Source organism: Glutamicibacter sp. FBE19, assembly GCF_015524875.1.
GTDB lineage: Bacteria > Actinomycetota > Actinomycetes > Actinomycetales > Micrococcaceae > Glutamicibacter > Glutamicibacter halophytocola.
On sequence record NZ_JACKQN010000003.1, the window covers coordinates 353467 to 367970 of the forward strand.

General features: G+C 57.5%; 14 protein-coding genes. 11 read left to right on the top strand and 3 right to left on the bottom strand.

Translation table 11 applies throughout. From position 1 onward, the window contains the following. Positions 1-25: 25 nt before the first annotated feature. The 11 genes from H6F58_RS07610 (at position 26) to H6F58_RS07660 (ending at position 12338) form a co-directional block, all read left to right on the top strand. The gene (locus H6F58_RS07610; RefSeq protein WP_146278144.1) at positions 26-211 is read left to right on the top strand and encodes a ubiquitin-like protein Pup; all 186 of its coding nucleotides are present in this window, start codon (positions 26-28) and stop codon (positions 209-211) included. A gap of 76 nt (positions 212-287) precedes the next feature. Further along, entirely contained in the window at positions 288-1661 is a 1374-nt protein-coding gene (gene pafA, locus H6F58_RS07615) for a Pup--protein ligase (protein WP_146275121.1), read from the top strand. A 118-nt stretch (positions 1662-1779) separates the two neighbouring features. Beyond that, the gene (locus H6F58_RS18405; protein WP_146275122.1) at positions 1780-2718 is read left to right on the top strand and encodes an FKBP-type peptidyl-prolyl cis-trans isomerase; all 939 of its coding nucleotides are present in this window, start codon (positions 1780-1782) and stop codon (positions 2716-2718) included. A 33-nt stretch (positions 2719-2751) separates the two neighbouring features. Continuing rightward, entirely contained in the window at positions 2752-3147 is a 396-nt protein-coding gene (locus tag H6F58_RS07625) for an FKBP-type peptidyl-prolyl cis-trans isomerase (protein ID WP_146275123.1), read from the top strand. A 93-nt stretch (positions 3148-3240) separates the two neighbouring features. Further along, positions 3241-5238, top strand: coding sequence for a WYL domain-containing protein (locus tag H6F58_RS07630; RefSeq protein WP_195181515.1), 1998 nt, complete (start codon positions 3241-3243; stop codon positions 5236-5238). 102 nt (positions 5239-5340) lie between these two features. Then, a complete protein-coding gene (locus H6F58_RS07635; protein WP_206693533.1) occupies positions 5341-5601 on the top strand; it encodes a hypothetical protein in 261 nt (86 codons plus the stop codon). A 32-nt stretch (positions 5602-5633) separates the two neighbouring features. Further along, complete coding sequence (gene tatA, locus H6F58_RS07640; RefSeq protein ID WP_060701596.1) at positions 5634-5849, top strand: Sec-independent protein translocase subunit TatA; 216 nt, start codon at positions 5634-5636, stop codon at positions 5847-5849. A gap of 8 nt (positions 5850-5857) precedes the next feature. Then, positions 5858-6724 carry a twin-arginine translocase subunit TatC gene (gene tatC / locus H6F58_RS07645; RefSeq protein ID WP_146275126.1) on the top strand — a complete coding sequence of 289 codons (867 nt, stop codon included), beginning with the start codon at positions 5858-5860 and terminating at the stop codon, positions 6722-6724. Positions 6725-6753: 29 nt separating this feature from the next. Continuing rightward, positions 6754-9537, top strand: coding sequence for a DEAD/DEAH box helicase (locus tag H6F58_RS07650; protein WP_195181516.1), 2784 nt, complete (start codon positions 6754-6756; stop codon positions 9535-9537). A 61-nt stretch (positions 9538-9598) separates the two neighbouring features. Continuing rightward, entirely contained in the window at positions 9599-11197 is a 1599-nt protein-coding gene (locus H6F58_RS07655) for an amidohydrolase family protein (protein ID WP_146275128.1), read from the top strand. Between the two features lie 412 nt (positions 11198-11609). After that, positions 11610-12338 (top strand): polyprenol monophosphomannose synthase, encoded by a 729-nt coding sequence (locus tag H6F58_RS07660; protein WP_060701600.1) that lies wholly within the window; start codon positions 11610-11612, stop codon positions 12336-12338. Positions 12339-12518: 180 nt separating this feature from the next. On the opposite strand, the gene H6F58_RS07665 is transcribed toward H6F58_RS07660, so the two are convergent. The 3 genes from H6F58_RS07665 to H6F58_RS07675 form a co-directional block, all read right to left on the bottom strand. Beyond that, positions 12519-12866 (bottom strand): RNA polymerase-binding protein RbpA, encoded by a 348-nt coding sequence (locus tag H6F58_RS07665; RefSeq protein WP_060701601.1) that lies wholly within the window; start codon positions 12864-12866, stop codon positions 12519-12521. A 185-nt stretch (positions 12867-13051) separates the two neighbouring features. Then, entirely contained in the window at positions 13052-13972 is a 921-nt protein-coding gene (locus H6F58_RS07670) for an SPFH domain-containing protein (RefSeq protein ID WP_060701602.1), read from the bottom strand. Positions 13973-14022: 50 nt separating this feature from the next. Further along, positions 14023-14499, bottom strand: a complete 477-nt coding sequence (locus tag H6F58_RS07675) for an NfeD family protein (RefSeq protein WP_060703385.1) — start codon at positions 14497-14499, stop codon at positions 14023-14025. Positions 14500-14504: the final 5 nt, after the last annotated feature.

The window sequence follows — 14504 nt, forward strand, 5'->3', positions numbered from 1 at the left end:
GATTCAGAAATTTTAGGAGAATATGATGACCCAGGAAAGCTTCTCATCCCGCCGCAGCTCCGAGCACCAGGCAGCTGAAACCGAGCAGGTGCAGGTCAACACCACCGGGCAGTCCGCTGGCGTAGATGACCTGCTCGACGAGATCGACTCGGTCCTTGAATCCAACGCCGAGGAATTCGTCCGCGGATTCGTCCAAAAGGGCGGTCAGTAAAACCACTGCGTGCACAACGCAACCACCAACTGGCATGACACTAGGCAACGCCGCGGGCGAGGGGAAGTAACTACGCGTGGATCGCAGAATTTACGGGCTAGAAACCGAATTCGGACTAACTTACGTCCCGTCTGACGGACGCCGTCTGACACCAGAGGATGCTGCGCGGCATCTGTTCAAACCAGTAGTCAATTGGGGCAGGAGCTCCAATGTCTTCCTGGAGAATGGATCGCGGCTGTATTTGGATGTCGGCTCCCATCCCGAATATGCCACGGCCGAATGCGACCAGCTCAAACAGCTGATCGCCCACGACCGTGCCGGCGAGGCCTTCATGCTCGACCTTGTGGACCAGGCTGAGGACCAGCTGCTCGAAGAAGGGCACGAGGGCAGGATCTACATGTTCAAAAACAATGTGGACTCGGCGGGCAATTCCTATGGCTGCCATGAAAACTATCTGATTCCTCGCAAGATCGAATTCAAGCGGCTTGCCGACATGCTCATTCCCTTCCTGGTCACCAGGCAGCTATTGTGCGGAGCCGGGCACTTGATCGCCGAGGATGACCAGACTAAATTCGTCTTTTCCCAGCGCGCGGACCACATGTGGGAAGGCGTATCCTCGGCAACGACGCGCTCGCGCCCGATCATCAATACGCGCGATGAGCCACACGCCGACGCAGAGTACCACCGTCGCTTGCACGTCATCGTGGGCGACTCGTCCATGAGCGAGACCACGCAGCTGCTGAAAATCGGCGCCACCGATCTCGTCCTGCGACTGATCGAATCCGGCGAGATCTACCATGACCTGCGGCTGGAAAACCCGATCCGTTCAATTCGCCAGATTTCCCATGACTTCAACGGCCAAACAACTGTGCGCCTGATGGGCGGCGACGAACCGACCGCGCTGCAGATCCAATGGATTCTCCTTGAATCGGTGAAAGAGTTCGTCGCCCGCCACGGAGCGCATCACGATCAGGTCGAGCGGGTGCTTGAACTTTGGGAACGGACACTGACTGCGATTGAAAGCGGCAACTATTCGCTGATCGACCAGGACATCGACTGGGCCATCAAGCACAAGCTGATTCACGGGTATGCCCAGAAGAACTCCTTGCCGTTGTCATCGCCACGCTTGGCGCAGCTGAACTTGACCTATCACGATATCGATCCTGCCCGCGGGCTATTCCACGTACTCAAGCGACGCGGCTTGGCTTCCAGCGTGGTCAGCGATGCCGATATTCGCGAGGCCGTCAATAATCCGCCAGCGACGACACGCGCCGCGATCAGGAGCAAATTTATTCGTGCCGCGCGCGCCCATGGCCGGCGCTACAGTGCAGACTGGGTCCATATGAAATATGAGGACGAGCCCGGTGGCATCGTTCTATGCAAGGACCCGTTCGCGACCAGCGACCCTGAGGTGGACAAGCTCATTGACCTGATGAGTCAGCGATCTTGACCAGCGGGCGGAAAGACTTTTCACAGCTATCGACCCTAGGGTGGTAGCAGTGAGTTTGATACCCGGATGATGGGTATCTGCGTAAATTTTCAGTTTTGACTTCAACGAAAGTAGATTCGTGCGAAAAGTATTGGCATTGTGCGCTACCGCCTCGGTTCTAGCCCTGGCCGCTTGTGGATCAGGTTCATCTTCGGATCTGTCTTCGATCTCGGTCAAGCCAGCGTCAGATGACAAAACCGCTCCAGAAGTTTCCTTCGACACTCCTTTTGTCACCGACAAGGACGAGGCAGTCACCTTGGAACAGGGTGACGGCGCTGAGATCAACCCAGGCGATACCATTTCGATTAAGTCGGGTCTCTACAAAGCCATTGATGGGCTTAACGCCGGAGAGAACTTCACCGGACAGGCAACTTCGATGACAGTCGACGACAGCATGAAACAGCAAATGCCAGAGCTCTATGACCGACTGGTCGACTCAAAGGTCGGAGACTGGATCGCCTACTCCAGCGTCGAAGGCACCCAGCAGGCTGATGGCAGCATTGCAGAACCTGAAGAGGGCGCAAAAGCCGAGCGCATCATCGTCCTGCACGTTGAAGACAGCACTGCTGCCAGCGGAACCATGAGCAAGGATGAAGTGGCCAAGCAGAAGAAGGAAGGCAAGCTTCCAACTGTCAAGGTCACCGACGGCAAGCCGACCATCACCATCCCGAAGGACACTGAAGCTCCCAAGGATCTTGCAGTAGACGTTCTGGAAGAGGGCAAGGGCGAAGCCGCCACCGCGACCTCCAAGGTCAAGGCCAAGTACTCCGGCGTTACCTGGGCAGATGGCAAAGAATTCGATGGCAACTTCGACAAGGACGAGGCCACAGAATTCAGTCTCAACCAGGTCATCAAGGGCTGGACCGAAGGCATGACCGGCCTGAAGGCCGGTTCCAAGGTACTGCTGACCATTCCGGCCGATAAGGCCTATGGAAATTCTTCCCAGAGCGGATCGCCAACCGGCACCCTGGTCTTCTACGTAGAATTGGAATCTGTTACCGCTGGCGACAGCAAGTAGACACCTAAACCACGACTGAGAAAGGCCGTGACCATGTCGTTCGGAGAACGCAACTACGACCGCACCAAGCCTGAGATTGACTTCCCGGGCACCGACGCACCAGAAGAACTGGTCATCACCGACCTGGTTGAGGGCACCGGCGCCGAAGTAACCCCAGGCACCACCGTTCAGGCGCACTACGTTGGTGTTGCCTGGTCAACCGGCGAAGAATTCGACTCGTCCTGGAACCGTGGACAGACTCTGGACTTCCCAGTGGGGGTTGGCATGGTCATCCAGGGCTGGGACCAGGGACTGCTGGGCATGAAGGTGGGCGGACGTCGCCGCTTGGAGATCCCCTCCCACCTTGCCTATGGCGAGCGCGGCGCTCCCGGTGCCATCGCCCCAAATGAGGCATTGATCTTCGTAGTAGATCTCATCGGCACCAAGTAATTTGCTGATGGCGCTAAGGCCCCGATATAACAATCGGGGCCTTAGCTGTCTTAAAAGTCATGCTTAAAGGTAAAAGTTGGTTAGTCTAAACAAGTGAGCATAAAGCAATCCAGTGGTCCGAGCAAAGCAGAACGCCTAACCAGCCTGATCTATGCATTGGCGACCAAATCCCGGAAGTTCAATGCAGAACGCATTGGGGAATATCTCGTTCCTGACGGTTCTGCCGATACCCGGGAAAAGGCCCTTGACCGGCTCAAAGACGACATCCGCAATGACTTCGGACTGCAGCTGGACAAGGAAACGATCGACGGCGTTCCCTATTACAGCATTGATACAACCGACTGGTTCTTGCCCCCGGTCACGTTCAGCCCGTCTGAAGCCGGTGTCGTTGCCCTGGCCGCGAGCCTATGGAAAGACACCAAGCTCCAGTCGCTGGGCTTGAACGCGGCCGCCCGGGTTACCGGCCACGCCGATGCCGTGTCGCCGGTTGCACCGCTGGCAGGATCTCTGGTGCCCCGCTTGTCCATGGATGAGCCGAACTTCCGCGACTGCGCGCTGGCAGTTTTCAACCGCAAGACCCTGAAGTTCACCTATGTCTCTTCACAAGGTTCAAAAACGGAACGCATTGTTGACGTGTGGGGGATTGGGCAGCGCTACGGCAACTGGTATTTCACGGGCTACGACCACACCCGCAGCGACTCGCGAGTCTTCCGACTTTCGCGCGTGCAGGGCAAGCTCAGCAACCACCGGCACAACGGGCCGGGGAGCGTCTATCATCCGCGCCCCGAGGGGTTCGAAATGAACCAGGTGCTCCTGGACTTTGATCTGAGGCACCCGGGATATATCGCAACCATCAAGCTGCGCGGTGATGAGGCAATTCCGTTGCGCGCCCAATCCCTGAACGGACGCGGCACCAGCTCAGAGCTTCACATCGGTTACTCGGATCCGCACTCTTTTGCGGCCGAACTTGCCGCGTACGGGCCGGCAGTCCAAGTACTCGAGCCAGCAGAATTGGCCGAGCAAGTTCGCGGGTTGCTCTCCGAGGCCAAGGCCTCGCAACTGGCACAGCAGGGCTTGGACGCGTATACCCAGGCGAAGTTCCGGCCCAGCCGGGCTGCGGGTCGCGGAACGACGACCACCCAGGTGATGCGCAATATCGACATGATCCAATATGTCGTTGCCCATGGCGCCGTGGAAATCCAAGAACTCGCCGAACGCTATTCAATGACCGTGGCCAAGGTCCGCGAAGAATTATCCATGATCATGATGTGCGGTGTCCCCAATGGACAACACGACGAATTGATCAATGTTAATGATGGAGACCTTGATTCGGATACCGTCACCATCTCCAACGCGGCGCTATTGGCTGAACCGCAGAAGCTTGCACCGTTGGAAGCCGTCGCTGTTCTTGGCGGCCTTAATGCCTTGGCGAGCATCCCGGAGTTCGAGCATCAAGATATCTTGAATTCTGCTCTGGCCAAGGTCAACTCCGCCGTAGCCCGCTTTGAAGGCTGGAACGGCGCACTGGGTTTTGCGCTGTCCAAGGCACGCGAAAGCGACATCCCGCGCCAGCTAGTCCAGGCCGTTCGGCAGCATGAAGTGGTACGCATCGATTACTACTCTGCCAGCTCGCGCACCCACCAGCTGCGCGACGTTGAACCGGTGAGGATGATTGAAGACGGGTCCATCCAGTACCTTCGCGCGTGGTGCCGAAAACGGGAAAATATGCTGACGTTCCGTGTCGATCGGATTTTAAGTGCCCAAACGCTAGATGAACATTACGTTCCGTCGGCAAGGCACGAAGACCAGCAGGACGTCCTGATTCGATATGAGGCGAGTTCGGATGATCTTGAGGTCGTGCTCTTTGTTGATGCGGAAATCTTGCCCGTCGTAGAGGCATTCCACCCTATTTCTTGGTCCACGGGCAAAGTCGATAATGGCTACCTGGCCACGGTTCGCTTCTCCGATCATCAAGTGGCCGCGCCACTGGTGGCTCGGCACAGCGGTAAACTGGCTGTGGTCAGTCCTGACGCTACGCGCGAACAAGTCGTGCTGTGGTTGGACGAGGCTATCGGAATGTATGAGGATTAGTAGATGCTTCCTTGGTGGTTTTGGGTCCTGTTGTGGACGGTGCTCGTATTGGCGACTGTTCTAGTAGCGGTTCTTGCTGGATTCCGCTTATTCAAGCGGGGAATGGCCGTCGTTGAGGGTCTAGGCGCTGCTGCCGACCAGATCGGCGAGGGACTGAGCCGTCCCGGCACCGTCGTGGAATACACTCCGAATCCACGCCGCTATCCCCACGGAACAGATGCAACGCACAGCGATCCCGAGAAGATCCGCAAGCTGCGTGACAAAGGTCAAGCAGAACGCATTGAGGCGCGCAGATTACGCAGGGTCGCTCGTCGAACCGAACGAGGACAGGCACAGAACATGCGCGATCTTCGCCTGTTCTGACGTAGACTTTAACTTGAGAGAAGGGAAATCACATGGGTGGTTTACAGGGATGGCATCTGGTCATCATTATCGTATTGGCACTGCTGCTTTTCGGTGCGCCAAAGCTTCCGGGCCTCGCTCGCTCGATGGGCCAGTCGCTGCGCATTTTCAAATCCGAAGTTCGCCAGATGAAGGATGACGATCCAAAATCGGAGACTGTCGACGGGACAGTCAACGAACAGAATCCTAACGAAAAGAACAACTCGTAACCTTATCTGTGGCAACAAATAACGATAAGACACCGCGCAATAAGAAGAAGCGGGTCAAAGACGACGAAGGCCGGATGTCTCTTAAAGAGCATCTGATTGAAGCTCGAAACCGGCTCTTCAAATCGCTCATAGCGCTGACCTTGGGCACCGTGGCTGGATTCTTCATCTATGACTGGCTGCTGGAGCTCATTATCGCTCCAGTGCAGGCAGCTGGGGGATCAGTCAATTTCACGGCCGTGATGTCGCCTTTCGACATCATGATCAAGGTCGCGCTTTTTGTCGGAATTCTCATCTCGTCCCCGGTATGGCTCTATCAGTTGTGGGCATTTATCGTCCCGGGACTGAAAAAGAATGAACGCCGACTCAGCTATAGCTTCGTTGCCATCTCGGTGCCGCTGTTTATCGGCGGCGTCGCCATGGCCTACTTTGTGTTGCCCTTCGCCCTTCATTTCTTCATCAGCCTGGCTCCGGAGAATTCCGAGAACCTGATCAATATCAACGAGTACTTGCCATTCATCATCCGCTTGCTGCTTGCCTTCGGCCTGGCCATGCTGGTTCCGGTGCTGATGGTTGGCCTGAACATGGTGGGCGTCCTTTCTGCCAAGGTGATTTTGAAGAATTGGCGAATCACCGTTTTCCTCATTGCGGTGGTGGCTGCGATGGCTGCTCCGGGTGGCGATGCCATTACGATGTTCGCGCTGGCAGGGCCGCTGTTCCTGACCTTCGCCGCGGCAACAATATTCTGCTACTTCAACGACAAGAAGCGTGCGAAGAAGCAAGCAGCCCAGGATGCCGAAAACGAGCGCCTTGCCAAGGGCGATTCGTCGACAATCGATGCTCCGAGCCACATCGACGAACCTAATTCACAGTTGTAAATAACCGTCAAGAAAGCGAACGGCCACAAGTGACTTCACCCGCGGAACAATACGCGAATTCCAAGGCACGGCAGGTCGAACTCGGCACCGCGCTACCCGACTTCCGCGCAAGCATCTCCTTCGATCTTGATCCGTTCCAAGCCGAAGCCTGCAAAAAAGTCACCGAGGGCCACAGCGTGCTCGTTGCAGCGCCAACTGGCGCCGGAAAGACCGTTGTCGGTGAATTCGCGATCTTCCAGGCGCTGCGTGAAAACCGCAAGGCCTTCTACACCACTCCGATCAAGGCCCTGAGCAACCAGAAGTATTCTGAACTGGTCAATCGCTATGGCGCCCAGAGCGTCGGCCTGCTCACGGGTGACACATCGATCAATTCCGAAGCGCAGATCGTTGTGATGACCACCGAAGTCCTTCGAAATATGCTTTATGCGGACTCGCAGACCCTTGATGGCCTCGGCTACGTCATCATGGACGAGGTCCACTACTTGGCCGACAAGTTCCGTGGTGCAGTGTGGGAAGAAGTCATCATTCACCTGCCCTCGAACGTTCAGATCATCTCCCTGTCCGCTACGGTATCCAATGCCGAGGAATTCGGCGGCTGGCTGGACACGGTGCGCGGGCAGACGGACATCATCGTCTCCGAGCACCGTCCTGTGCCGCTCTTCCAGCACGTCATGGTGGGACCAAATGTTGTCGACCTCTTCGCTGAGGACGTCGCATTCGACCAGGTGGCAGGGGGCGAGTCCAAGGCGAGCGTCAACCCTGAACTTCGAAAGCTGGTTCGCACCCTCAATACCGGCGGTCGTGTCCAGCGCGGACGAGGCAAGGGAAGCCGCGGCCCGCAAAGGGCCTCGGGCTTGGGCCAGCGGGTCAACCGTCCATCGGTGATCGGCAAACTGGATCGGGCCGGGCTGCTGCCGGCCATATTCTTCATCTTCTCCCGCAAGGGCTGCGACATGGCAGTGCAGCAATGCGCCATGGCGGACCTGCGGCTGACCACCAATGAGGAAGCCGCGGAAATCGCACAGGCACTGGACGAGGTCGCCTATCGGATTCCCGGCGAAGACCTCGATGTTCTGGAATTCTGGGCTTGGCGCGATGGGCTGATCCGCGGTTTCGCCTCGCATCATGCCGGCTTGCTGCCAATCTTCAAAGAGATTGTCGAAGACCTGTTTGCCCGGAACCTCATCAAGGTGGTTTTTGCCACCGAGACCCTGGCCCTGGGCGTCAACATGCCGGCCCGTTCCGTGGTTCTGGAAAAGCTGGTCAAATTCAACGGCGAGTCCCATGTGCAGATTTCCTCTGGCGAATACACCCAGCTGACCGGCCGCGCGGGGCGTCGAGGCATTGATGTCGAGGGCCACTCCATCGTTATTTGGAATCCGGACCTCGAACCGGAAGCTCTGGCCGGACTAGCCTCAAAGCGAACCTATCCGCTGAATTCTTCATTCAGGCCGACCTACAACATGTCGACCAACTTGCTGGCCCAGTTCGGCCGTGAGCAAACCCGCCAGATACTGGAATCATCCTTCGCCCAGTACCAGGCAGACCGCTCGGTTGTGGGTATGGCCCGCCAGGTCCGGTCCAAGGAAGAATCACTGGCCGGCTACGCGGAATCAATGCAGTGCCATCTCGGTGATTTCACCGAGTATCTGAAGCTCCAGCGAAATTTGTCGACGCTGGAAAAGAACGCGGCCAAGAACCGCCGCGCCGAACGCCGTTCCGCCGCAGAACGCTCCCTCCACTCGGTGATCCGCGGAGATGTCGTCGATCTTCCGGGCGGGCGCCGCTTCGGGCGGGCTGTGGTGGTGGAGCTCGATACAGCAATGTACAACCCGCGGCATACGGTGCTGACAGAAGACGGGCAGCTGCGCCGGTTGTCGTCCGAGGATCTCAGTGGACCGGTCGAAATCATTTCGCGGATCAGGATTCCCAAGGGGTTCACTGGCCGTGCACCGAAGGAACGCCGCGACTTGGCCTCCTCGCTGCGCAACGCCGTTCATGACCAGCGCCCTCCCCGCGTGGATGCGCAAAGCTTCAATTACGATGGCGCGGATTCCTTCGAACGGGAAATCGACGCCTTGCGCCTGGAACTCAAGGATCATCCGTGCCATGCCTGTTCCGAGAAGGACCAGCATATGCGCTGGGCCGATCGGTATTGGAAGCTGAAGAAGGACACGGACAAGGCGCGCCGCGCCATTCGCGGGCGGACCAATACGATTGCCACGCAGTTCGACAAGGTCTGCAAGGTGCTTGAACAATTCGAATACCTCACGCCCTCCGGTGAAGGCGATGATTTCACGCTCACCGACTCGGGCCGGCGATTGCGCAGGATCTACGGAGAACGCGATCTGCTAACGAGCCAGATCCTCGAGACCGGAAAGCTCAGCAAGCTCAATTCCGAGGAGCTGTGCGCGGTCGTCGCGAGCCTGGTGTACCAGGCGCGCCGGGATGGCGATCGCCCGGATCCGAAGATGCCCTCTGACAAGGTTGCCGACATCTGGAATACCACGATCAAGATCTGGGGCGACTTGTCGGATACCGAAGAGGCACTGGCCTTGGAACCGACCGCGCCACCTGAATCCGGATTGATCTGGCCTATGTACAAGTGGGCTCGGGGCTCGAGCCTGAATAGCGCACTGCGCGGAACCGATATGGCGCCAGGAGATTTTGTGCGCTGGGCCAAGCAGGTCATTGATACCTTGGACCAGTTCGCCAAGAATTCCGACCTGCCTCCGATGCTGGTGCGCAACGCGTATAAGGCAGCCGACCAGGTCAAGCGCGGGGTAGTGGCCTACTCGAACGTGCTGGCCTAGCCCGCCGTGCCCAGCACATCAAATACTTACTAATCGGTGCACGAGAAAAGGGAGCACGCTGATGGCAAAAACACTGTACCGAAACGGGGCAGTCTATTCCGCCGCGGACCCATTTGCGACCGCAATGGTTGTGGATGGCGATACGATTTCCTGGCTAGGCGGTGAGGACGCCGCGGATCGCCACGCCGAATCGGCTGACCAGATTATTGATCTGGGCGGCGGGTTGGTGACTCCGGCCTTCGTCGAGTCGCACACTCACCTTGCAGCCCTGGGCCGAACATTGGCTGGGGGAGACCTGAGCTCCGCCACATCAGCCAGCGCGCTGTTGGCTCTGGTCGCGCTGCAGGGCCAGAAATCCAGCAAGGTTGTCCTGGCCCAGGGCTGGGACAACTCCGGCTGGGCGCAGCAGGAACTCCCTGCCGAAAACGACCTCACCAGCGCCGCTGACGGACGGGCGTACTACCTCTCCCGCCGCGATGTTCACAGCGCCCTGGTCAACCAGGAGCTCCTGGACTTCTTGGGGCTGGGCGATTTGAAGCCCGGGCTCGTCGCCGGCAACGATCATGACGAGGTGCGCTTGGCCCTGGCCAAGGCGCAAAAGGCCGATCACGAATTCCAGCGCCTGGCCTTGGCGCACTACGCGTCACGGGGCTTTGCCACCGTAGTGGAAATGGCCGCGCCGCAACTTGAGGGTCGTGCTGCCTTGGACCAGCTTTTGGCTGACGATCAGCCGAATCTGCCGAAGGTCTATGCCTACTGGGCCGAACTGGTCAGCGATGCCGATGCCGCCGATGAGCTCTTTGCATCATTTCCATCAGGCAGGCTCTTGGGCCTGGGCGGAGATCTCAAAGTAGACGGTTCACTGGGCAGCCACACGGCTTACCTGCGCGAAGGCTACAGCGACCGCTCCGGGGAGCGTGGCACGCTGTACCTGGACAAGGAAGAAATTGCAGCACATCTGGTAGCGTGCAGCACCCGCGGCATCCAGGCTTCCTTCCATGTCATCGGCGATGGAGCACTGGATGTGGTTCTTGACGGTTTTGATCTGGCCGCCGAACAAATCGGCGTTTCCAAGGTGCAGATGGGCCGACACCGCCTGGAGCATGTGGAGATGGTCGATGAGCCAACTCGCTCACGGCTTTTGCAGTATGCCATCACCGTTTCCATGCAGCCGGTATTCGATAAGGCATGGGGCGGTTCGAACGGAATGTACGTTCAGCGCTTGGGCGAGCGCGCCGAAACGATGAACAATCTTTCGGCCATGCTTTCAGCTGGTGTACCAATGGTTCTTGGATCCGATGCTCCGGTGACCAAGGTCGACGGATGGGAAGTAGTGCGCGCGGCGATGAACATGTCCAATGCCCAAGCGCGCATTTCGGCACGCGCCGCTTTCTTGGCCCAAACCAGGTCAACGTATCGTGCCATGGGCGAGATGAATCCGCTAGCCGGCCAGCTGGCTATCGGAGCACAGGCAACTTTCGCCGTGTGGACCGCCTCGGAACTTGCTGTGCAGACCCCGGACGTTCGCATTAGCTCGTGGAGCACGGACGCTCGAGCAGGCACGCCAATGCTGCCGGTGGTGGACGAGGAAATTCCGCAGTGCTTGCGCACCGTTCGTGCCGGAATTACGATCTTCGACAATCTGGAGCAGGTCAATTAGCTTAAAGCGAAACCATTGACTTTAGCCTAAAAATTTTCATCAAGAACGCCCTGACTAGTGGTGTCTAGATAAAGGCTGAAGTCATTAGATGGTTGACAGCCTAGGTGGGTTACCCACTAGGCTGAGGTAAGCGCCTCTTCGCGATGCACAAGCGTTGCGTTCGAAACGACGCAGTTTAAACGACGATCCTCAGTGACCTTAGATAACATTTTGCGAGCTACTTGCGGGCAAAATAGGGCCGAAGTCACTGAGGATCGTTGTTTTAGGCAGTGTCTTCAATGATCTGGCGAACAATTGATGACTATACTTTGAATTTGGACTATCTCTTCCCGCTGCCAGATTTTGCTGGATTTCCAGCTTTCGGGTTTCGGGGGAGAGCTTTTATGTTGCATACCCAGAAAGGTGTCGCCGAGTGCGCGTCATTACAATCATCCCGACCTATAACGAGCTGGAGTCGCTCCCGCTAACCGTAGGGCGGTTGCGGTCCGCAGTACCGGATTCGGATGTATTGATCGTTGACGATAACTCACCGGATGGCACAGGCGAACTTGCTGACAAGATGTCAGCCGATGATTCAAACATCCATGTGCTTCACCGCACCGGCAAGGACGGTCTTGGCGCCGCCTACATCGCGGGCTTCGAATGGGCACTGGCTCGCGACTACGATGTCCTGGTTGAAATGGACGCCGACGGTTCGCACATGCCGGAACAGCTTCCGCGTTTGCTCGAGGCAAGCGCCGCTGGTGCCGACCTGGTCATCGGATCGCGTTGGGTCAAGGGCGGCGAGGTAGTTAACTGGCCGCTGCTGCGCAAGATCATCTCCCGTGGCGGCAGCTTCTACTCCCGCACGATGCTTGGACTTCCGCTTCGCGACATCACTGCCGGGTACCGTGCCTTCAAGCGCGAGACACTGGAGGCCATCGACTTCGATGCTGTTGAATCGCGCGGCTATGGCTTCCAGGTAGATATGACTTTCCGCGTGGCCATGCTGCGCAAGACGATTGTCGAGGTTCCAGTGACCTTTGTGGAGCGAGAGCTTGGGGCATCCAAGATGAGCGGCAACATCGTCTTCGAAGCGATGTGGAACGTAACCCGTTGGGGTTTGGGCGCTCGTTGGAAGAAGCTGACTTCAAAGAAGTAGATTTCATGATTTGGCGCGTGCCGGGAGGAAACCCGGTGCGCGCCATTTCTGTTTTCAGCTCGGTGCCGCTGCCCGCTGAAAACATTCGAGGGCTGGTTCCACAACCATCGGTTGTGGAACCAGCCCTCGAATATTCCCTCAAGCCGGCACTGGGCTTGCCAGCGGCTTATCGGGGAAGTGCTAGACAGTTTCCCCGCGAGCTGCACGCAGCTGCTTCAGGCGGTCTGCCAGAGTCTTTTCCAGCTCCTCTTCGCTGCGACGCTCCAGGAGCATATCCCAGTGGGTGCGGACTGGCTTCTCATTGTTAGCTTCTTCCATCTGGGCTTCGCCATGGACAAGCTTGGCTTCCTTGCCGGTCTTGGTGTGCCAGACGGCTGGAATTTCAGCTTCCGCTGCAAAGACAACAAAGACGGTCTCGCCGTCTTCGGTACGGTATTCCACGCGCTGACGGGCAGCCGGCTCCACACCTGCCTCAGATTCCATGCTCTGTGCACCCAGGCGCATGCCTCGTAGGCTGCGATCGCTCATGATTTCCCTCCGCGATGTTAAAAGAATTCGCTACACGTACCAACGTTTGACACCGAAAAATAATTCCAGCCAACAAGCAGCATTGGAATCTTCAGGCACCAAAACATCCATTATACGCGTTAGCGGCGAGGTGCATGGTCTGCACCTCGCCGCTAACTGCTATCTAGTTATGAAACCAGCTGCTGCTACACGTCGCTGCCAGGAGCAGGAGGCGTTGCTGGGGACGTGTTGCCACCAAGTGCGCCGCCGATGCCCTTCAAGGCCTCGGTCAGTTCGCTTGGGATAACCCACAGCGTGTTGGAAGTGCCTTCAGCAAGCTTCGGCAAGGTCTGCAGGTACTGGTAAGCCAGCAATTCCTGATCTGGCCGGCCAGCGTGAATTGCGTCGAAGACCTTCTGGATAGCCTGGGCTTCACCATCGGCACGCAGGATCGATGCCTGCGCATCACCTTCGGCCTTCAGGATCTCTGCCTGGCGCTGGCCTTCAGCGGTGAGGATGGAGGACTGCTTGGTACCCTCAGCGGTCAGGATGGCGGCGCGGCGGTCACGCTCTGCGCGCATCTGCTTTTCCATCGAGTCCTGGATGGACAGTGGTGGATCAATGGCCTTCAGCTCGACACGCGAAACACGAATGCCCCACTTGCCGGTGGCCTCGTCCAAAACTCCTCGCAGCTGGCCGTTGATCTGGTCGCGGCTGGTCAAGGCCTCTTCCAAGTTCAATCCACCAACGACGTTACGCAAGGTGGTGGTGGTCAGCTGTTCTACAGCTTGGATGTAGTTGGCAATCTCGTAGGTTGCCGCACGCGGCTCGGTGATCTGGAAGTAAACCACGGTGTCAATTGAGACCACCAGGTTATCTTCGGTGATCACTGGCTGTGGCGGGAAGGAGACCACCTGTTCGCGCAGATCAAGCAGAGGCAAGAGGCGATCCACAAACGGGATCAACAATGTCAGGCCAGGATTCAAGGTGCGGTTGTACTTGCCGAGGCGTTCAACAATGCCGGCACGTGCCTGGGGCACGATTCGCACGCTGCGCAATAGAACGACGATCACGAAGATCGCCAGAACGACAAGCACAACGGTTACGCCAAAACCATTAGAATTCATGGTTCGTACTCACTTTCATTGTGCGGGGTGATGAAAAAGTCGAGAAGGATTCAGCTGTCAGCTGGGTCTTCGGGCTTCGGGGAAAGATATGCGGTTGCGCCATCAATGCGCGAAACCACGGCGTAGGTTCCAGGGGTCATCGTTGGAACATTCGATTCTGCGCGAACGGTCCAAATTTCGCCCTGGATTTTGGCTGAGCCAGAGATCCGAGAGGTGGGCTCGAGGATCAGCGCATCCGCACCGATCAATCGCTCGATATTGGACCTGAATCCAGCCGGTGATTTTTTCAAATGCCTAACGGCGATCGGCCGAACGAGCAGGATCATCAAAAGCGAAACTACGCAGAAGACAACAACCTGCAACCACAGCGGGCCATTGAGCAGGGCTACCGTGACCCCTCCGAGAGCACCTATGCCCAGCATGATGAAGTAAAGGTCGAGTGACAGCATCTCGATAATGGCCAAGAGCAAGAACAGCGCAAGCCAGATTACCCACGCATTACTTATGATCCATTCCGCAGTAGTCATGGAAT